This window comes from Acidisoma sibiricum (genome assembly GCF_057837225.1).
Genome location: NZ_CM174445.1, coordinates 2,878,955 through 2,896,482, shown reverse-complemented (window position 1 = coordinate 2,896,482; position 17,528 = coordinate 2,878,955). Strand labels below are relative to the sequence as shown.

Genomic DNA, 17,528 nt, shown 5'->3' with positions numbered 1-17,528 from the left:
CCTTTTGCCGGGTGGCGCGGCTTGCCGCAAGCGTTCCGCTGGCAGAGGAGGGACGCGAAACCGCCTCCCTCCCCGCCGGACGGGTCAGCCGCCGTAGGTATAGCCGTAAATATAGCCACCCGGCGGCGGGGGCGGCGGGGCGTAATAGCCATAAGGCGGCGGAGGCGGCGGCGCGTAATAGCCATAGGGCGGCGGCGGGCGATCCCAGTGGCGGTGCCAGCGATGCCCATCATCGCCCCGCCAGTCGCGGCGGTCGTCACGATGCCAGTCGCGATTGTAGCCGCCCTGGTAGCCGTTCCAGTCGGCCTTCTCGACCTGCGCCGCGACCGGACGGTGCGCCGCGCCGTCGATGGGCGCGGCCTGGGCCGCGATGACCGGCAGGGCCAGGGACAAGGCGCCGATGGCAAGGGTTGATAGAAACAATCGCATGGAGAAATCTCCTGTCTTATGCAGGAGACTCTGGGCAATGCTGATGGCGGCAAAGGTGCTGCCGCGTGTCCAAACCAAGGCAGGCGATCACGATTTCGGGGTCATGATCGGGTCGCCCGGCGTGGGCGATCATCCTGCCCCTCATGTCAGGGCGCCGCTGTTTCCGGCAGCGCCGCTGCTTTGGCAGCCGGTTTGTGACGCCACAGAAGCGACAGCCCTGCTTGCCGCGAAGCGGTAAGATGATAGGGGACCGCGGACGATATTTCAGTACCAATACAGTCGGTAAGGTTACCAGATTTTTGCGCATATCCTCCGTATTCCGGCGCATCTTTGCCGATGGCCGCCATACCAATCAACGCGGGAACAGGGCGCAGGGAGCTTGGTCAATATCTTGGAGGCATGACGGTCGATGGCAAAATCTCAACGGCAGATGCCGGTGCGGTAACTAGGGCGGCCTGCGCGACGAAAGGGAAGGAACAGCCGTTTTTCATTCGCAAGGGAAAGTCCATGCACGACAACCCCATTCACACCTTCTTCCAGTTCCTCAGCGGAGGCATTCCCGACCAACTGTCTCTCGGTGATCTGCGATGGTTCACCGTCCTGCTCTATTGGGCTATTCTTCTCGGAAGCCTGTATGTCTTCTTCCTGAACTGGCAGCGCGATCCCAGTCAGCGGACAATCAACCATGTCAGCATCTATCTGATGCGGGTCGTGGCTGCCGGCATGTGGTATCTCGGTACATTGTGGAAACTACCCTTGCCGGTGTCGCCGGGATTCCACTATTGGCTCGGCGCATCGGTCAAATATAGTTCCTTCGCTCTGCACGCTGACATCATGCAGATCTTCTTGGATCACATCGCTCTGATCCAACCGGTCATCTATCTCCTCGAAATATTTTTCACCGCCTCTCTGATGCTTGGCTTCATGGTGCGCCTGTCCGGTGTCCTTGCGGCGCTCTTCACGCTCAACCTGTTGATCGGGCTCTACAACGATCCGACCGAATGGCCATGGACCTATGTCGGCATCATCTGCACGCATGGCATGTTCGCCGCGACCCATGCGGGCCGAAGCTTTGGCATCGACAATTTGCTCGCCAGGCGCCTCATTCCGGGCATCCGGTATGATAGTCAGGCGGCGCGCATCCTTGCACTCGCTTCCTGAGCGATGACCGAACCGTCGCACCAAGACGTCCGAAACGACCAGGTGACAGAATCAGCTTCTGCCACTTGGCGAAACTCACGTTTCCAAAACCAGGTTTCGGCTTTGGCGGAGGTTTTGTCTTCTGTCCAAGGCAAGCTGGCCGGTGCCGGGCAGATTGTCTATGCGGGCGTGCTTCTGGCCACCCGCATCTGGCTCGCGCAGGCAGCCTTCGTCCATGGGCTGATGGCGATGATGCAGGCCGAAGGGTTCTCCCGCGCGCCGCCCGCGCTCGACACGATGCTGCACGCTGTCCTGCCTTTCTTGCTGGTGATGGGTCTCCTCACACGGCCCGCCGCGCTCATTCTCCTGCTCGGGTTTGGTCAACCAGGCATCGAGCAGGATTTGGCCGGTCCGCGCGGTCTTCTGCTTCTATGGCTGGTGGCACAGGGGGCCGGTCCGCTTTCCATCGACTCTCTGTTGCGGATTGGCCTGCGGCGTGTGCCATTGTCGCTCGTGAGGGCTGTCGGGCAATTCTATGGTCGCCTCGCATGGCTCACACGCGAGGGACTGCCGTTTGCAGCGCGCCTTTACCTGGCGGTGTTCCTCGCCGCCGGGTCGGGGGCCGCCTTATGGCCGCAGCCGATCACCGGCGCGCTTTTGACAGCCCCCTGGTGGCTTATCCTGCTGTGTTGGTGCCTCATTCTGGGCCTGTTGACGCGGGCGGTTGCGGTGGTGCTGTGCCTCATCTGGCCCTTCATGCCTCTGCCAGGGCCTGAGCAGACCGTCACGGCCGTCATGCTGCTTCTGCTGCTGATCGCCTCCCGGGGAGCAGGCAAGCTCTCCCTCGACAGGGGCATGGTACGGGCGATCGGCACTCTGCAGGAGAACCGTGAGCGTCTCACGGAACGCTCCCCGCGTGTCGTCGTGGTCGGTGGCGGTTTCGGCGGCATTGCAACGGTCAGGGCCCTCAGCGGCACGGACTGCCAGATCACATTAATCGACCGGCGCAACCACCATCTGTTCCAGCCGCTGCTTTATCAGGTGGCGACCGCCGCGCTTTCGCCGGCCGACATCGCGGTGCCGATCAGGAGCGTCATGCGCGGACAGCAGAATGTGGCTGTCCGTCTGGCCACCGTGACGGGCGTGGACCTTCCCGCCAAACACGTGCTCATCGGCGGGGAACGCGTCCCTTTCGACTTCCTGCTCCTCGCGACCGGGGCGGAGCACAGCTATTTCGGCCGAGACGACTGGTCCCCTTTTGCACCCGGCCTGAAGAACATTGAGGACGCGATCTCCATGCGTGGGAGGGTGCTGCGTGCCTTTGAACATGCCGAAAGCGAGGCTGATCCAGAGACGCGGAATGCGTGGCTCACCTTCGTCGTCGTGGGCGGTGGTCCGACCGGGGTGGAGTTGGCGGGGGCTCTGGCGGAACTGGCAAAAACAGGGATGGATATGGAGTACCGGCGTATCGATCCCGACCAGGCGCGGGTGCTGCTAGTCCAATCCGCGCCGCGCGTGCTGCCGACCTTTTCCCCGCAATCGTCCGAGGAGGCCGCGCGGGCACTCGGCGCGCTCGGGGTCGAGGTGATCACGGGGGCGAAGGTCACGTCGATCGACCCTGATGGCGTTCAAATCGATACTGTTCGGATCGCGGCCCGTACGACGTTCTGGGCCGCTGGTGTCGCCGCTTCCCCTGCCGCCATCTGGCTGGGACAGACCGGCGATCGGGCGGGGCGGATCATCGTTGGCCCCGACCTGTCAGTCTCGAACTGTCCGGGGATCTTCGCCATCGGTGACACGGCTGCCTCCAATGGCTGGGCGGGAAAACCGGTGCCGGGTTTGGCGCCTGCGGCCAAGCAGCAGGGGCATTACGTGGCCCATGTCATCAGAACCGCAATCGCAGGCCGCCCACCGCCACCACCCTTCCGATACAAGCATTACGGGAACCTTGCCACGATCGGGCGCCTGTCAGCGGTTGCCGAGCTGCGGTCGTTCCGTCTTTGGGGCGCACCCGCCTGGTGGTTTTGGGGCCTCGCCCACATCCTTTTCCTGGTCGGCGGTCGCAACCGCGCGGCGGTCGCGCTCAACTGGCTATGGGCGTATGTCACCTACCGCCGCAGCACCCGGCTGATCACCGGTTCCACCAGTGAGTCCTGACGACCAATCGGTCGTCCCCTCGGGATGATGGCCTTACCGTCACACACTGCCGGGTATGGAGCCGCTTGCCGTCAGCCCCTCCCACTCCCGCCGCAGGATCGACATCGTATAGAAATCGCAGCGGGAGCCGTCGCGCAGCCGATAGCCTTCGCGCGCAATGCCTTCCTGCTGGAAGCCGCTTGAGCGGTAGAGATGCTGGGCGCGGGTATTGGTCTGCAGCACTTCCAGCCAGAAGCGATGTGTTTCGGTGGCCTGGAAAGCCCAGCCGATCACATCAAAGAGAAGCCGTCGCCCGAAACCCTGACCTTCCTGCCTGACCGCAATCCGGCGCAGGTGCAGATTGCCATGCGGCTCCAGCCGGTCCTGGATCATGGCAAAGCCGACCGGGCAGCCCGCGTCATTCTCGCCGATGAAATAGGCATGATCGGGTGAGGCGAGGGCGGCCGTGTGTTCGGCCTCCGACCAGCGGCCGACGCGATCCTCGTAACCGGGCAGGCGCTCGACGCCCATGATGAAGGGAATATCCTCGGTCCCGGCCGGGCGCAGGCTGATCATCGCTAAGTCCTTCAACCCTGCGCCCGGTTCAGGCCAATATGTTTGCGCAATCGGCAAGGATCGCGTCGCGCAACTGCGGGAAGGTTGTGAATCCCGTCTCGCTGTTGAGATGTCCGCCCGATGGCACCACCTCAAGCCGAACCTCAAGGCTATCGGCTACACTGTGTGAACGCGCTAATGGCACATAGGGATCATCATCGCCCGCCCAGACATGGCATGCAGGCCCCATGCGCTTGCGGATGCCGGTCCAATCGAAAGGCTGTAGGAAGAATGACGCATTGATCGCGTCATAGTCCGGCAGGCCAAGGGCGCCGACGAAGCCTGCCGCCAGAAAAAGCCCGTTGATCGGTGCCGTAGACCGCTCAACCAATCGCAGGGCGAATGCCGCGCCCAGGCTGTGGCCCACGAGGATGGTGGGCAATGGCGGCAAGGCTTCTGTCCTGGCATCGTAGACATCGAACCAGGCGTCCAGGGACTGACCCTGGGGCGTGGGGAACCGAGGCCGCACAACCTCTGTTCCATGAGGTTCAAGTTCAGATTGGAGCCAGGGAAACCAGTTCGTCTCGGGCCCTCCATGAGCGCCGTGCAGAATAATGGCGCGCAGCTTTACCTGTGTGTCATTCACATCACGACTCCTTCATGCCTGGTCTCGACCCGATCCCTATCCGCGCGGCAGCGTGAATGGCCGCAGAGGCCGCGGCAATGGGACCCCATGCCGATCTGACGCGCAAATTTGTTCTGAGAAAAAGTTGCGTCGCACATCTTTAGTCTGCTACGGGAAGGGCATTCGTCAGGAGCCCGGTGCAAATCCGGGTGGCTCTTCCGGCCGCCAATCCGCCGGACAACAGCAAACGTCACGACTGTTCCGCATCGCTGAAGCCGATGCCGCTTCGTGCGCTGACTGTAGATAGATTCACACATGAACGCTCTCTCCCTATCCCGCTACCGCTCGGAATGGTTTTCGAGCGTGGGTGACATCAGGCGCGATGTGCTGGCCGGCATGGTCGGCACTTTCGCGCTTATCCCCGAGGTCATTGCCTTTTCCTTCGTCGCCGGCGTTGACCCCGAGGTCGGGCTTTTCGCCTCCTTCATCATCGGCATCGTGATTGCCTTCACCGGCGGCCGGCCGGCGATGATTTCCGGCGCCGCCGGGTCGGTCGCGCTTGTGGCCGCCGCCCTGGTGCGGGCGCATGGGCTGGATTACCTGCTCGCCGCGACGCTGATGGCCGGCGCCTTTCAGGTCATTTTCGGTCTGCTGCGGCTGGATGTGCTGATGCGCTTCGTCTCGCGCTCGGTCCGCACCGGCTTCGTCAATGCGCTGGCCATTCTGATCTTTTCGGCGCAGGTGCCGCAGATGCTGGGCGTCTCCTGGCATACCTATGCGATGATCGCCGCGGGCCTTGCCATCATCTACCTGCTGCCGCGGCTGACGACGGTGATCCCGTCGCCCCTCATCTGCATCCTTGTCCTGACGGTGATAAGCGTCGCCGTGCCGATGCCGCTGCATACGGTGGCCGATCTCGGCCGTCTGCCGTCATCGCTGCCCAGTCTGGTGCTGCCGCATGTGCCACTGACCTGGACCACGCTCGGCATCGTCGCCCCCTTTGCGCTGGCCATGGCCGTCGTCGGCCTGCTGGAATCGATGATGACGGCGACCGTTGTGGATGACCTGACGGACACCACGAGTTCCAAGGCGCGGGAATGCACGGGGCTTGGCCTCGCCAATATCGCGGCCGGCCTGTTCGGCGGCATCGCCGGCTGCGGCATGATCGGCCAGACGGTGGGCAATGTCCGCTATGGCGGGCGGGGGCGGTTGTCCACCCTCGTCGCCGGGCTGTTCCTGCTCATCCTGATGGTGCTGCTGCGGCCTTGGGTGGCGCGTGTGCCGGTGGCTGCCCTGGTCGCGATCATGATCATGGTCTCGGTCAGCACCTTCAACTGGGCATCCTTCCGGGACCTGGTGCACCACCCCAAAGTCTCCAGCCTGGTGATGCTGGCGACCGTGGTGGTGACGGTCGCGACCCATGATCTGGCGGCCGGCGTCGTGGTCGGCGTGCTGCTCAGCGGCGTGTTTTTCGCCTTCAAAGTCATGGCGCTGATGGCGGTGACGAGTAGCTATGACGCAGCGAGTGACACGCGGCGCTATGCCGTGACGGGGCAGATCTTCTTCGCCAGCGCCGATATCTTCGCGGACCAGTTCGACCTCCGCGATACCGCGCGGCAGGTGGTGATTGACCTCTCATCCGCGCATCTCTGGGACATCACGGCGGTCGGCGCCCTGGAAACGGTCGTCACCAAAATGCGCCGCCACGGCACGCGGGTCACGGTGATCGGCCTGAACCACGCCAGCGCCACGCTGGTGGACCGGCACGGGCCGCTGATCCAGACCGACAGCTAGGCGTCGGACTATATGGCGGAGTTGCCGCCATCGACGGGCAGCATCGCCCCGGTGATGAAGGCCGCGTCGTCGGAGGCGAGGAAGGCGATGGCGGCCGCCACATCGCGTGGCTGGCCGATCCGGCCGAGCGGCAGGGCCTCCGCCATCGCGGCCAGCCGCGCCTCGACATCCGTGCCGGCTGACTGGCGCAGCATGGCCGTGTCGGTGTCCCCTGGGCAGACGGCATTGACGCGCACAGCCTGACGGGCATGGTCGACCGCCATGCTGCGCGTCATCTGCACGATCGCGCCCTTGCTGGTGCCGTAAGCCACCGCCTGCTGCGCTGCCACCAATCCCCAGTCGGACGCGACATTGACGATGCTGCCGCCGCCCGCCTGGCGCGCCATCACGGCCACCGCCGCGCGGGACAGGCGGAAGACTGCCGTGACATTGACCGCCATTACCGCATCCCAGTCCGCGTCCGTACAGGCCTGGGAATCGCCCTGGGACAGAATGCCGGCATTGTTCACCAGCACGTCCAGCCGGCCATGGGTTGCCGCCGCCCAGGCGATCAGCCGATCCGCCGCACCCGGGGCGGCCACATCCTCGGCCAGGAAATCGGCGCCGAGTTCGGCGGCCAGTGCCTCGCCCGCCGCGGCGTTGCGGCCGGTCAGCAGCAGCGTGGCCCCGCGCTCGGCGAACAGCCGCGCGGTCGCGGCACCAATGCCGGCGGTGGCGCCAGTGATGAGGGCGACTTTCCTCGCAAGCTGGGTCATGGCCGCAGCTTTTCGCACAGTGCCGGCACCTCGGCGAAGCTTTCCGCCACCGCGTCCGCCTCCGTGCCGACCTCGCGCGGACCATAGCCCCAGGCCGCGAAAATGGTCGGCAAGCCGGCGCCGAGGCCGGCGGCGACGTCATTGTGGTGATCACCGATCATGACCGATTGGTCGATGGTCGCGCCGGCGGCTTGCAGGGTGAAGCGGATATGATCGGGGTCCGGCTTCTTCACCGGAAAGCTGTCGCCAGCCCCTACCGCGTCCAGCAGCGGCAGGACGCCGACATGATCGAGCAGAATGCGCGCCGGCGCTTCCGGCTTGTTGGTGCAGACAGCCAGATGCCAGCCGGCGGCTTTCAGCGCCCGCAATGCGTCCAAGGCGCCGGGATAGAGATGCGTGCCCTCGGTCGAGTTCGCCGTGTAGTCGGCAAGGCCCAGCGCCATGTCCTCATCCGTCGGCACCAGTCCGCGGGCGGCGTAGCCGCGCAGAAAAAGCTGCCCGACACCGTCACCCACCATCGGCCGCACCTGCTCCAGCGGCAGCGCTGCCTTGCTGTAGCGCGCCAGGCTGCGGTTCAGCGCGCCCGCGATATCGGGCAGGCTATCGGTGATCGTGCCGTCCAGATCCAGCACCAGGCATTTCGGCATCCGTTGCACTCCGATACGAGAATTGTCTCCGAACCCTTTGACACGGCTTGCCTTCCGCCGCTACCGCAGGGATCAGCCTGAGGAAGACCATGACGACGCTGAGCCGCCAGACCACCACCGCCGTGATCCTTGCCGCGGGGCTTGGCACCCGCATGAAATCGCGTCTGCCCAAGGCGCTGCATGCTATCGCAGGCAAGCCGATGCTGAACCATCTGCTGGCGGCCGCAGGGCAGGTTTTCGATGATATTGTGGTCGTGACCGGACCGGAGATGGAGGCGGTTGCCCGCGCCGCCGCACCATACCCTGCCGTCGTGCAATCAGACCGCCTCGGCACAGCCCATGCCGCCTTGCAGGCGGTGCCGCATTTCGGCAGCGGCGAAGTTGCGATCCTCTATGCCGACAATCCCCTCATCACGCCGGCGACGCTCGCGCGCCTGAAGGCGGCGCGGGACGACAGCGGCCTGGCACTGCTGGCCATGCGCCCGCCCGAGGCCGGCAAATACGGCCGTGTCATTACCGATGGGGCGGGCGACGTCACCCGCATCGTCGAATGGGCGGATGCGAGCGAGGCGGAGCGCGCGGTCGGGCTCTGCAATGCCGGCGTCTTTTGCGCGGCGGGGCCTGACCTGGCGCGCTGGCTGGCCGCTGTCCGCAACGACAATGCCAAGGGCGAATATTACCTGACCGATGTGGTGGCCCTTGCGGTCGCCGAAGGCCGTCGTGTGGTCGCTGTGGAGGCTGATTATACCGAACTCCGCGGCGTCAATTCCCGCGCCGAACTGGCGGAGGCCGAGGCGACCGTCCAGTCCCGTCTGCGCCTGGCGGCGATGGATGCCGGTGTCACGCTGACCGCGCCCGATACGGTCTTTTTCGCGGCCGATACGATCATCGAGGCCGATGTCATCGTGGGGCCTCATGTCATCTTCGGCCCCGGCGTAACCGTCAGGACGGGCGCCGAGATTCTCGCCTTCAGTCATCTGGAAGGCGCGGAGGTGGGCGCGGGGGCGCGCATCGGCCCCTATGCGCGGCTTCGTCCCGGAACGCATGTGGGAAAAGCCGCCCATGTCGGCAATTTCGTCGAGCTGAAGGCGACCCACTTGGGTGACGGCGCGAAGGCCAATCATCTTGCCTATCTCGGCGATGCCGACATCGGTGCGGCGAGCAATATCGGCGCCGGCACCATCACCTGCAATTACGACGGCCATCTGAAGCACCGGACGGTGGTGGGCGCGGGCAGCTTCGTCGGCTCCAACGCCACGCTGGTCGCACCCCTGACGCTGGGCGCTGGCAGCTTCGTCGCCGCCGGCAGCACCATCACCGAAGATGTCGAGGCCGATGCCCTGGCCTTCGGCCGTGCAAGGCAGGCGGCCCGCCGGGGTGGCGGCGCACTGATCCGCGCGACCTGGAAACAGAAGACGGGAGGCTAGACGCCATGTGCGGTATCGTCGGCATGCTGGGTGACCGCCCAGCCGCTCCTCTCATCCTCGAAGCGCTCGGCCGGCTGGAATATCGCGGCTATGACAGTGCGGGCATCGCGACGCTGGATCGCGGCGTCATCGACCGCAGGCGGGCCGAGGGCAAGCTCGGCAATCTGGCCAGCGTGCTGACGCGCCTGCCGCTCGCGGGCAATATCGGCATCGGCCATACGCGCTGGGCGACCCATGGCGCGCCGACCGAAGGCAATGCCCATCCCCATGGCACGGCGCGCGTCTCGGTCGTGCATAACGGCATCATCGAAAATCACGCCGCCCTCCGCGCTGAGCTGGAAGCCGCAGGCCAGGAGTTTTCAACCGAGACCGATACCGAATGCGTGGCCCAATTGCTGGACCTCTATCTTCAGCAAGGCATGAGCCCTGAGACGGCGGCGGGCGCGGCCCTCGCCAGGCTGGAAGGCGCCTATGCGCTGGCGCTGATCTTTGCCGGCCACCCGGACCTGATGATCGGCGCCCGCCACGGCGCGCCGCTCGCCATCGGCTTCGGCGAGCAGGAGATGTTCATCGGCTCCGACGCGCTGGCGCTGGCCCCGCTCACCCGCCGCATCGCCTATCTGGACGACGGCGATTGGGCCGTCATTCGCCGCGACGGTGCCACCTTCTATAACCGGCATGGCGAGCGGGTAGAGCGCGCCATTCGTGAAACCCGGCTGACAGGGGCGGCCATCGGCCGCGGCAATTACCGCCATTTCATGGAGAAGGAGCTGCATGAGCATCCCGTCGTCATCGGCGACGTGCTCAGCCGCATGATCGATCCCGGCACGCGCAGCGTCGTGCTGCATGATCTGCCCTTCGATCTGGCCTCCCTGCCGCGCGTCACCATCAGCGCCTGCGGGTCGGCCTTCTATGCCGGTCTTGTCGGCCGCGTCTGGCTGGAGTCGATCGCGCGCCTGCCGACGGATGCCGATGTCGCCAGCGAATTCCGCTACCGTGCGCCGCCGCTGCCTTCCGAGGGTCTGGGCCTGCTTGTCAGCCAGTCCGGGGAGACGGCCGATACCCTGGCGGCCCTGCGCTACATGCAGGACGAAGGCCAGCATGTCCTCTCGGTCGTGAATGTGCCGGAAAGCAGCATGGCGCGCGAAAGCGACGCCGTGCTGGAGACGCTGGCGGGGCCCGAGATCGGCGTCGCCTCAACCAAAGCCTTCACCGCGCAGCTTACTGTACTCGCCTGTTTCGCGCTGGCCGCCGGCCGCGCGCGCGGTACGCTGGATGCGGCGCGGGAAGCGCAGCTGACCCAGGCGCTGATGGAAGTGCCGGGCCAGGCGGCGGAGATCCTGGCGGAGGAGACGGTCGCGGCCATCGGCCGTGTCGCCGCGCGCATCGCCGAAGCGCGGGACGTTCTCTATCTGGGGCGTGGCGCCTGCTATCCGGTCGCCCTCGAAGGCGCGCTGAAGCTGAAAGAGATCAGCTATATCCATGCCGAGGGCTATGCGGCCGGCGAGATGAAACACGGGCCGATCGCCTTGATCGACCGGCATGTGCCAGTGGTCGCCATCGCGCCATCCGGCCCGCTGTTCGAGAAGACCGCGTCCAACTTGCAGGAAGCCGCCGCCCGCGGCGGTCAGGTCATCGTTTTCAGCGATGCCGCCGGCGCCGACAAGCTGAAGGGTATCGCGGCTGAGACCGTGATCCTGCCGAGCTGCGATCCCTTCGTTGCACCCATTATGCATACCATTGCCGTGCAGATGCTGGCCTACCGGGTGGCGTTGCTGAAGGGCACGGACGTCGATCAGCCGCGCAATCTGGCGAAATCAGTGACGGTGGAATAGGGGCGGGGGCGGAGCTTTATCCGCCGCCACCGGCCTTGACCGAGACGGTATCGCTCCAGGCGCCGCTGCCCGCGAACTGATAGGCCAGGGCATAGAAATGATCCTGCAGCGCCTGCAGGGGATAGGCACCGGCGGGCGCGTTAAACCCCTCGGCCTGCGCGAGATGGAACAGTTTCGCTGCAAGGTCGGAATCGGCATCGACCCCGATGCCGGTATTATAGAGATGGGCGAGCGCATAGTTGCCGCAGCCATTGTGCTGGGCGGCGGCCTTTTCATACCAGGGCAAAGCGCTTTTCGGATCGGGCGGTGGCGGGCCTTGCGCGAAGCTGCCGGTCTGGAACAGAAAGCCAAGCTCGCATTGCGCGTCGGCATTGCCCTGGTCTGCGGCGCGCTTCAGCCAATCGGCGGCGCCGATATAGTCCTGAATGACATCGAGACCGACATAAAGCAGGGTGCCGAGCTGGAATTCCGCATTGGCATCGCCGCTCGCCGCTTGCGCTCGCAAGGCCGCTACATCCAGGTTTTGGGCTGTAGCCGGCAGAGGCACGGCAAGCACCGCCGCCAGGATAGCGGCCTGGATGCAGCGCAGGGCAGGCGCGGGGAGGCCGCTTGCCATCACCATCGCTCGTCTCCTCATTCGGCGGGTACGCGCCGGCGCTCCGCGGGATAGGAAATCGGTCTCATCTTGTTCGGCCTTTCCCGATTGTCTAGGACAGAAATCCTGGAAGCCGCAGGGGCGTTCTTTGCCGTCTCCCCCGAGAAGGTGAATTCGTCGACCAGCCCTCCCAGCTTCTCCGCCTCGCCGCTCAACCGGCCGCCGGCCGCCGCCGTCTCCTCGATCATGGCCGCATTCTGCTGGGTGACCCGGTCCATCTGGCCGACATTGGTATTGACGGTCGCGATGGACGAGGCTTGGCGATGCGCGCTGTCGGCAATTTCGCGCACACGTTCGGTCAGCTGACTGATCTGCTCGGTAATCCGGTGCAGTGTGGTGCCGGTTTCATTCACCAGGCGCACGCCATCGCCGACCCGCTTTTCCGTCGCCGTGATCAGGCTTTTAATGTCATGCGCAGCACTGGAGGAGCGGCCGGCGAGCGCCCGCACTTCCGTGGCGACCACCGCGAAGCCGCGCCCGGCCTCGCCGGCGCGCGCGGCCTCGACCCCGGCATTAAGGGCGAGAAGATTGGTCTGGAAGGCGATTTCCTCGATCAGGACAAGGATGTCGGCGATCTGCTGGGAGGACTTTTCGATCTCCGCCATGGCGTTGATCGTGTCATTGACGATGCGGCTGGAGGCGGTGGCCTCGGTGCTGGCGGTGCCGGCCAGCGTCGCCGCACTGGCCGCTGATTGAGAGGTATTGCGGACCATCTCGGTCAGTTCGCCGATCGCCGTGGCCGCTTCCTGCAACTGCACGGCCTGTTGCTCGGTCCGGTGCGCGAAATCAGCTGAGGCCGAGCTGATCTCGCGTGATGTTTCTTCGACATTATGGGTGCTGTCGCGGACACGCCGCATGGTCGCTTCCATATGCGCCGCGGCCTGATTGAAGTCATGGCGCAGCTTGCTGTATTCGCCCGTGAATTCCTGGGCGATGCGCAGTGACAGATCGCCCTGCGTCAGGCTCATCAGGGCTGCGGTCAGGGAATCGACCACCTGCTTCTGCGCGCCCTGTTCTGCGGTCTTTTCGGCGTCACGCTGCAAGCGTTCGGTCTCAGCGGCCTGGCGCGCTATGTCGGTTTCCTGTTCGAGGCGATGCTTTTCCGCGAGTGACGCGCGGAACTTCTCGAAGGCACGCGCAAGATCGCCGATGACGCCGCGCGTCTCCGCCCCGGCCAGCACATGGTCCTCCCGCCCATCCGCCAGCGCATCCAGGGCGCGGCAGGCGCGGGCGATGAGGCGGGCGTTGCGGGTGACGAACCAGATGGCGCCCCAGCCGATGAGCATGAGCAGGAGGATGACGGCACCGGCGGCGATGGCGAAGGTTTTCACCGCCTGCACATCGCTGCGGGCCCAAAACAGCGCATTGGGCAGGCCCGTCCACAGAACCCATTCGGCGCGTGCGTCACTGACCGACAAGGGAATCGCTTCGGAATAGATCAGCGCAGGGTCGGCTTTGGCGGCCATCGCAAAGGATCGCGTGCTGGCTGGGAGGATAGTGTGGGGCGACACAAAAAAAGCGCCATAGGCAGGGCTGACAATGGCGTAGTTGTGCGCGGGCAGCATGGCCCGGATGACGGCCAGGCGAATGATTGCCGAGATGGTGCCGGCGAAATTGCCCGCCTTGTCGAAGAACGGCACGGAAAAGACCATGCCGGTGCGGTCTGCATCATGCAGCGTCTTGTTGAAGACGGTATTGTCGCAGGTGACCACCATGGGGCCTGAAATCATCGGCACATGCAGGCCCTGAATATGTTTCGCATCCGGGATATGAGCGGCAAACCAGGCCATCTGGTGCCGCAGCAGATGGTATTCATAGATTTCCGCCTCGAAGCGGCGCGTGACCGAGGCATCATCGCCGCCGCCATTACTGATCTGGCCGTCGAACATCATGATCGGCGCCTCCGGCGCCCCGGTCACGGGATCGATGCGATCGGGATTGATGCTGCGGGGAACGATATAGACTTCCGAGACATCGACGTTGTTGGCGAGATTGTTGTAAATCTCCTGCACCGTCTGGACGCTGTCCTGAGAGATATTGCCGGCGTGCCGATCAACCCCGCGCACGCTGGGCAGCCGGCTGATGGTGCGCAGGCTTTCATTGATGGCGCGGAAGTCGTCTTCGACGGAGCGCTCGACCTGAAGCGCGCGGTTATGGCCATCGTCACGGAAGCGCTCTGCGGCTGAGCGCAGGCCGTAGGACGCATTGGCATAGACCGCGAAGCCGGCGGCGACGCCCAGAGCGAGAATCAGGCCATGCCCAAGAATATCCCGTCTCAATGGCGGTCCCCCTGCCGCAGCCTGCGGGAGTGAGGTCCCGATGCTGTCGCGCGGGCAGGAGAGTTCCGCATCAGTCATGAAATTTTCGTTTCTGTTGCCAAAAATTCCTCGCCGCCTATCCCAGCCCGCCGGTAGATCACGACATTATATGATTACGATACAGGAATAATTTCCTGGACAATCAGGGTGAGTTTAAGTTATTAAATCTAACGAAGGCGGCGCGCCGCAGGCAGCTCGCCTCAAAACCCTCCCATTCTCGACGGACGGAAGCACCATCTTGGCCCATGGCAAGGCGCAGCCTTTTCCCGATACGCCCGGCATGGCCCATCAGCGCCAGATCCAGGCGCAGGCCGAGGCTCAACTGGCCCTGCGGGCGATGGCGCGGCAGTGCGCGGCGTTAGCTGTCGGCGCGCTGGCCCAGGGCGCTCAATGCGGCGAGATCGGCGCAGACCGCCGCCAGCACGCTGTCCCAGTCGCCGGGCTCCGGCTGCCGGTACAGGCGGAGTTCGGGATACCAGGGACTGTCCGCTCGTCCGAGCAGCCAGCGCCAGCAGGGGTCGAAACGGTCCATCAGCCAGACCGGGCGGCCGAGGGCGCCTGCCAGATGGGCGACGGCGCTATCGACGGCGATCACCAGATCAAGAGTGGAGACGAGGGCCGCGGTATCGGCAAAATCCGCCATCTCCGCCATGCCGTCGACGGCGGCCAGCTGGCCGGGCAGAACGGGGCCGGTCTTTTGCAGGCTGACGAAACTGATGCCGGGCACCTGCCACAGCGGGGCGAGGCGCTCGGGCGCGAGGGATCGCCGCCGGTCCATCGCCGCACGCATCGGGCTGCCAGGGCTGGGATTGCCGGCCCAGGCGAGGCCGACGCGCAGCCCTGTTCCAAGCGGGGCCAGGCGGCGGCCCCAGGCCGCGACGGCAGCCGGATCGGCGGCAAGATACGGCCCGGCCGCCGGAATGCTGTCAAGCCGCGTGCCGAAGCGTCCGGGCAGGCTCATGAGCGGCAGATGCAGGTCGAAGGCGGGCAGCGCCTCACCCTGCACGACGATCTCTGTGACACCGCTCAGCGTCCGGCAAAGCCGGGCGAGGGGTTTGGGCACTTCCAGAATAACGGTGAAGCCGAGGTGAGCCACCATCGGCAGATAGCGGCAGAATTGCAGCGTATCGCCCAATCCCTGCTCGGCATGGATGAGCAGGCGGGGGCGCGTCCCCGCATCGAGGGTCTGGCCCTGCCAGAGCGGGGCCGCGACGCGCCGCCGCTGGGCGATCATCTGCGGGGTCTGCCACCGCCACTCATACTCCCCCCAGGCTTCTTCAAATCGGCCGGCCGCCAGCAGGGCCTGAGCGCGGTTGAAATGCCCGTCGGCATAATCGGGGCGGAGGGCGATCGCGCGGCTGTAGCAGCCGATCGCCTCATCCAGACGGCCGAGGGCCCGCAGCACATTGCCGCGCGTATTCAGGGTCTGGGGGTCGAGAGGGGCGAGGCGGAGCGCGGCATCGGCGTCAGTGAGCGCCTCCGCGAAGCGACCCTCGCTTGCCCGCACCAGGGCGCGGGCATCGTAGGCGGCGGCGAAATCTGGCTTCTGCACCAGCGCGAGGCCATAGGCCTCGACGGCTTCCGCGGCGCGACCGAGCGCCCAGAGCGCATTGCCGCGATTGAGATGCGCGACGGGATAGAGCGGGCGCAGGGCGATGGCTGCGTCCAAAGCGCGCAGCGCCGCCGCGGGCTGCCCCAGATCGTTGAACGCGCTGCCCAGATTCTGCAGCGCATCGGGCTGCGGCGGGGCCAGTGTGAGACTGCGCTGATAGAAGGTCACGGCCTCCGTCAGCCGGCCCGCCTGATGCAGGCGGATGGCCTGCCCGAGCGCCATCTGCGCAGGCGCGGCCAGGGCGCCAGGGCTTATCGGCGTGGCGCCCTGCTGCTTCGCCTCTGTGCGGCGCTGCTTCCTGTTCATCCGCGGTCCTGAATCCAAGGGGTCGCGATGATGGTAGGGAGGCGAGGCGGGGCCGCCAAGCGGTGCTCTCGGCATGGGTGCGAATCAGGGATGCCGGGCGGCACAACCGCCCGGCCGGTCATGACAGACACCTGCCGATAATCTGGCTGCGCCCGGTTGCGGAGCCGGGCACACGCTGCTACAGGGGCGCATCCGCAGTGCCATCGGCGTCCGCGGTGTTATGGCCGGAGCGTAGCGCAGTCTGGTAGCGCATCAGTCTGGGGGACTGGGGGTCGTGGGTTCGAATCCCGCCGCTCCGACCATCTTTTCATCTCGTCATAGGCCCATCATGCGGCAATCGTTTTACGGATTGCCGCGCCGATAGGGTCAGTGGCCCGATGACGAAAAGCCCCTGACGATAGCGTCTTCTTCTTGGTGAATTTAAATAAAACGACGCGGCGTTACTGTGCGGCGCCGGTGGACATGACCTTGTTCGTCTTCGCCATGCCGCCCGCCTTCTGGCCGCTGGCCGTGGACATGCCGCCGCCGCCCGTACCATTGGTGGGCTTATTGGTCAGGCCCGTGGCTGAACCCGAGCTGGTCGACGCGCCGGCCACGGCCGAGCTTTGGGTTTGCGGCTGAACGTCCGAGCCATCGGCCCAGCTGCTGGCGAGGGGAAGCACGGTAATGGCAGTCGCCATCATGATCAAGCGGAAGTGATGCATAGTCTATCTCCTGAATCCATGGCGCATGAACTGCGCCGGATCGCCCTAAGAAGGAGACGGAGACTGCATTTTTTGAGATCACCCGGCATCACGTTTTGATCAGCGCGGCGCGTCTGTTGACAGATCTACAAAGCGGCGGATGCCATGGCGAAATCCGATCCATCCCGCAGCCGTTCGTCAGGGGGCAGAGCGTCAGGGCTGGGGCCGGCGGCTAATTTCGTCGAAGATATCGACAATCTCCTGCGCGATGCGGCCGAGTTCAAAATCCCACCACTGCTCCATCGTCACTTCGGGGCGATTATTGGGGGCCAGTTCCTCGCGCAGGGTCAGGAAACGGTCCCAGAGATCGGGCCAGGGCATATCCTCCTGCTGCAGGGTCAGCAGTTCCGGCATGAAGGCCAATCGCAGCCGAACTTTCAGCGCACCGGTGCCGGAAGCCAGGATGCGGATTGCGGTCAGGAACTTGTCGCGCGTCTCGCTTACCATTCTGGCCAGCCTCAAGTCCTGTTGTCGGGGCATGCCCCTGTTGCGGCCAAGGTAAGCGGTTTGCCCTCCGGCGCGCCATAGGGCTGGACGCATAGGTCAGCCGG

General features: G+C 65.2%; 16 protein-coding genes, 1 tRNA gene and 1 other annotated feature. Of the genes, 7 read left to right on the top strand and 10 right to left on the bottom strand.

Translation table 11 applies throughout. The features are described 5' to 3' along the window. Nucleotides 1-84: 84 nt before the first annotated feature. Complete coding sequence (locus AC3G7M_RS13790; RefSeq protein WP_489212662.1) at nt 85-429, bottom strand: hypothetical protein; 345 nt, start codon at nt 427-429, stop codon at nt 85-87. Between the two features lie 37 nt (nt 430-466). Between AC3G7M_RS13790 and AC3G7M_RS13785 the strand changes: the two genes are divergently transcribed. The 3 genes from AC3G7M_RS13785 to AC3G7M_RS13775 all read left to right on the top strand — a co-directional run bounded on the left by AC3G7M_RS13785 (nt 467) and on the right by AC3G7M_RS13775 (nt 3,726). Next, nucleotides 467-667 carry a hypothetical protein gene (locus AC3G7M_RS13785; RefSeq protein WP_489212661.1) on the top strand — a complete coding sequence of 67 codons (201 nt, stop codon included), beginning with the start codon at nt 467-469 and terminating at the stop codon, nt 665-667. Between the two features lie 98 nt (nt 668-765). Beyond that, nucleotides 766-1,590 carry a TQO small subunit DoxD gene (locus AC3G7M_RS13780; protein ID WP_489212659.1) on the top strand — a complete coding sequence of 275 codons (825 nt, stop codon included), beginning with the start codon at nt 766-768 and terminating at the stop codon, nt 1,588-1,590. Between the two features lie 114 nt (nt 1,591-1,704). Next, nucleotides 1,705-3,726 (top strand): FAD-dependent oxidoreductase, encoded by a 2,022-nt coding sequence (locus AC3G7M_RS13775; protein ID WP_489212657.1) that lies wholly within the window; start codon nt 1,705-1,707, stop codon nt 3,724-3,726. A gap of 39 nt (nt 3,727-3,765) precedes the next feature. On the opposite strand, the gene AC3G7M_RS13770 is transcribed toward AC3G7M_RS13775, so the two are convergent. Both AC3G7M_RS13770 and AC3G7M_RS13765 read right to left on the bottom strand, forming a co-directional pair. After that, a complete protein-coding gene (locus AC3G7M_RS13770) occupies nt 3,766-4,281 on the bottom strand; it encodes a GNAT family N-acetyltransferase (RefSeq protein ID WP_489212656.1) in 516 nt (171 codons plus the stop codon). 28 nt (nt 4,282-4,309) lie between these two features. Next, nucleotides 4,310-4,906, bottom strand: a complete 597-nt coding sequence (locus tag AC3G7M_RS13765) for an RBBP9/YdeN family alpha/beta hydrolase (RefSeq protein ID WP_489212655.1) — start codon at nt 4,904-4,906, stop codon at nt 4,310-4,312. A 166-nt stretch (nt 4,907-5,072) separates the two neighbouring features. Next, nucleotides 5,073-5,128 (top strand) — a sequence feature (sul1 is cis-regulatory element that is thought to sense ions involved in sulfur or methionine metabolism; They are found in Alphaproteobacteria). 72 nt (nt 5,129-5,200) lie between these two features. On the opposite strand from AC3G7M_RS13765, the gene AC3G7M_RS13760 reads away from it, so the two are divergent. Then, entirely contained in the window at nt 5,201-6,679 is a 1,479-nt protein-coding gene (locus AC3G7M_RS13760; protein WP_489212654.1) for a SulP family inorganic anion transporter, read from the top strand. Between the two features lie 8 nt (nt 6,680-6,687). Here AC3G7M_RS13760 and AC3G7M_RS13755 read toward each other — a convergent pair whose 3' ends face one another. Both AC3G7M_RS13755 and AC3G7M_RS13750 read right to left on the bottom strand, forming a co-directional pair. Next, a complete protein-coding gene (locus AC3G7M_RS13755) occupies nt 6,688-7,434 on the bottom strand; it encodes an SDR family NAD(P)-dependent oxidoreductase (protein WP_489212652.1) in 747 nt (248 codons plus the stop codon). Continuing rightward, a complete protein-coding gene (locus AC3G7M_RS13750) occupies nt 7,431-8,081 on the bottom strand; it encodes an HAD family hydrolase (RefSeq protein ID WP_489212651.1) in 651 nt (216 codons plus the stop codon). Before AC3G7M_RS13750 ends, AC3G7M_RS13755 begins: the two co-directional genes overlap by 4 nt. Nucleotides 8,082-8,170: 89 nt before the next feature. Here AC3G7M_RS13750 and glmU point away from each other — a divergent pair, with 89 nt between their 5' ends. Both glmU and glmS read left to right on the top strand, forming a co-directional pair. After that, nucleotides 8,171-9,508 carry a bifunctional UDP-N-acetylglucosamine diphosphorylase/glucosamine-1-phosphate N-acetyltransferase GlmU gene (gene glmU / locus AC3G7M_RS13745; RefSeq protein WP_489212650.1) on the top strand — a complete coding sequence of 446 codons (1,338 nt, stop codon included), beginning with the start codon at nt 8,171-8,173 and terminating at the stop codon, nt 9,506-9,508. Between the two features lie 5 nt (nt 9,509-9,513). Then, nucleotides 9,514-11,343 (top strand): glutamine--fructose-6-phosphate transaminase (isomerizing), encoded by a 1,830-nt coding sequence (gene glmS, locus AC3G7M_RS13740; RefSeq protein WP_489212648.1) that lies wholly within the window; start codon nt 9,514-9,516, stop codon nt 11,341-11,343. 16 nt (nt 11,344-11,359) lie between these two features. Here glmS and AC3G7M_RS13735 read toward each other — a convergent pair whose 3' ends face one another. The 3 genes from AC3G7M_RS13735 to AC3G7M_RS13725 all read right to left on the bottom strand — a co-directional run bounded on the left by AC3G7M_RS13735 (nt 11,360) and on the right by AC3G7M_RS13725 (nt 16,234). Next, entirely contained in the window at nt 11,360-11,965 is a 606-nt protein-coding gene (locus AC3G7M_RS13735) for a tetratricopeptide repeat protein (protein ID WP_489212646.1), read from the bottom strand. A gap of 11 nt (nt 11,966-11,976) precedes the next feature. Continuing rightward, nucleotides 11,977-14,355 (bottom strand): methyl-accepting chemotaxis protein, encoded by a 2,379-nt coding sequence (locus AC3G7M_RS13730; protein WP_489212645.1) that lies wholly within the window; start codon nt 14,353-14,355, stop codon nt 11,977-11,979. Nucleotides 14,356-14,674: 319 nt separating this feature from the next. Then, nucleotides 14,675-16,234 carry a tetratricopeptide repeat protein gene (locus AC3G7M_RS13725; protein WP_489212643.1) on the bottom strand — a complete coding sequence of 520 codons (1,560 nt, stop codon included), beginning with the start codon at nt 16,232-16,234 and terminating at the stop codon, nt 14,675-14,677. A gap of 225 nt (nt 16,235-16,459) precedes the next feature. Between AC3G7M_RS13725 and AC3G7M_RS13720 the strand changes: the two genes are divergently transcribed. Then, nucleotides 16,460-16,536: transfer RNA gene (locus tag AC3G7M_RS13720), tRNA-Pro, on the top strand. 138 nt (nt 16,537-16,674) lie between these two features. Here AC3G7M_RS13720 and AC3G7M_RS13715 read toward each other — a convergent pair. Both AC3G7M_RS13715 and AC3G7M_RS13710 read right to left on the bottom strand, forming a co-directional pair. Next, entirely contained in the window at nt 16,675-16,938 is a 264-nt protein-coding gene (locus AC3G7M_RS13715) for a hypothetical protein (RefSeq protein WP_489212642.1), read from the bottom strand. A 192-nt stretch (nt 16,939-17,130) separates the two neighbouring features. Further along, entirely contained in the window at nt 17,131-17,424 is a 294-nt protein-coding gene (locus tag AC3G7M_RS13710) for a hypothetical protein (RefSeq protein WP_489212641.1), read from the bottom strand. Nucleotides 17,425-17,528: the final 104 nt, after the last annotated feature.

Bases quoted from the DNA above. Each gene is read 5' to 3' on its own strand.
- AC3G7M_RS13790 (WP_489212662.1), bottom strand. From the start codon at position 429: ATGCGATTGTTTCTATCAACCCTTGCCATCGGCGCCTTGTCCCTGGCC.
- AC3G7M_RS13785 (WP_489212661.1), top strand. From the start codon at position 467: ATGCTGATGGCGGCAAAGGTGCTGCCGCGTGTCCAAACCAAGGCAGGC.
- AC3G7M_RS13780 (WP_489212659.1), top strand. From the start codon at position 766: ATGGCCGCCATACCAATCAACGCGGGAACAGGGCGCAGGGAGCTTGGT.
- AC3G7M_RS13770 (WP_489212656.1), bottom strand. From the start codon at position 4,281: ATGATCAGCCTGCGCCCGGCCGGGACCGAGGATATTCCCTTCATCATG.
- AC3G7M_RS13760 (WP_489212654.1), top strand. From the start codon at position 5,201: ATGAACGCTCTCTCCCTATCCCGCTACCGCTCGGAATGGTTTTCGAGC.
- AC3G7M_RS13755 (WP_489212652.1), bottom strand. From the start codon at position 7,434: ATGACCCAGCTTGCGAGGAAAGTCGCCCTCATCACTGGCGCCACCGCC.
- AC3G7M_RS13750 (WP_489212651.1), bottom strand. From the start codon at position 8,081: ATGCCGAAATGCCTGGTGCTGGATCTGGACGGCACGATCACCGATAGC.
- glmU (WP_489212650.1), top strand. From the start codon at position 8,171: ATGACGACGCTGAGCCGCCAGACCACCACCGCCGTGATCCTTGCCGCG.
- glmS (WP_489212648.1), top strand. From the start codon at position 9,514: ATGTGCGGTATCGTCGGCATGCTGGGTGACCGCCCAGCCGCTCCTCTC.
- AC3G7M_RS13735 (WP_489212646.1), bottom strand. From the start codon at position 11,965: ATGGTGATGGCAAGCGGCCTCCCCGCGCCTGCCCTGCGCTGCATCCAG.
- AC3G7M_RS13730 (WP_489212645.1), bottom strand. From the start codon at position 14,355: ATGACTGATGCGGAACTCTCCTGCCCGCGCGACAGCATCGGGACCTCA.
- AC3G7M_RS13725 (WP_489212643.1), bottom strand. From the start codon at position 16,234: ATGAACAGGAAGCAGCGCCGCACAGAGGCGAAGCAGCAGGGCGCCACG.
- AC3G7M_RS13715 (WP_489212642.1), bottom strand. From the start codon at position 16,938: ATGCATCACTTCCGCTTGATCATGATGGCGACTGCCATTACCGTGCTT.
- AC3G7M_RS13710 (WP_489212641.1), bottom strand. From the start codon at position 17,424: ATGGTAAGCGAGACGCGCGACAAGTTCCTGACCGCAATCCGCATCCTG.